Genomic DNA, 846 nt, shown 5'->3' on the forward strand with positions numbered 1-846 from the left:
TGGCGTGATCTGCCGACCCGGTTCGGGCCGTGGCAGACGGTCTATGGGCTGTTTCGGCGGTGGCAGCGGGATGGTACGTGGGCTCGGATCGTGAAGGGTCTGCAGGCTCAGGCCGATGCGGTGGGGTTGATCTGCTGGGAGGTCAGCGTCGACTCCACCGTCTGCCGGGCGCATCAGCACGCTGCCGGTGCCCGCCGTGACGGGGACCTTCAACGGGAGCCGCCGGGCGGAACCAGGGCCGAGCCGGTCGATCATGCGCTCGGCCGGTCCCGCGGCGGGTGGACCACCAAGATTCATCTGGCCTGTGAGCAGGGACAGCGGCCGCTTTCGGTGGTGATCACTGCTGGGCAGCGAGGCGATTCTCCGCAGTTCGCCACAGTGCTGGAGGCCATCAGTGTGCCCCGCCAGGGCCCTGGCCGTCCGCGCACCCGGCCCTTCCGGGTCCGCGCCGACAAGGCTTACTCTTCGCGAGGCAACCGCGCCTACCTGCGCAGGCGCGGCATCGCATGCACCATTCCCGAGCCGGCCGACCAGATCGGCCACCGCAAGCGACGCGGTTCGGCGGGCGGACGCCCTCCAGCGTTCGACGCTGATGATTACAAAGCGAGACACGCCGTCGAGTGCGGCATCAACCGGCTCAAGCGAAACCGGGCGGTGGCCACTCGCTATGACAAGTTGGCGGTCCGCTTCGAAGCCAGTGTGCAGATCGCCGTGATCGGCGAGTGGCTGCGACCAGGGCCTGTGCCATCCTGACCGTGCCGATCAAGCACTCCAGGTGACGGGACCCGCCATGGCTCTGCGCTTTGCCGTCGAGAACGCCTCCCACCGCGCCGAAACCGAGAACGG

The 846-nt window shown here is 68.6% G+C and carries 1 protein-coding gene; it reads left to right on the forward strand.

The genetic code is table 11. The features are described 5' to 3' along the window. Positions 1-753 (forward strand): IS5 family transposase (locus amrb99_RS49485; protein WP_190869038.1); only part of this gene is annotated, 753 nt, incomplete at its 5' end. Between the last annotated feature and the right edge of the window lie 93 nt (positions 754-846).

The sequence above is a fragment of the Actinomadura sp. RB99 genome (assembly GCF_014706005.1).
Classification (GTDB): Bacteria; Actinomycetota; Actinomycetes; order Streptosporangiales; family Streptosporangiaceae; genus Spirillospora.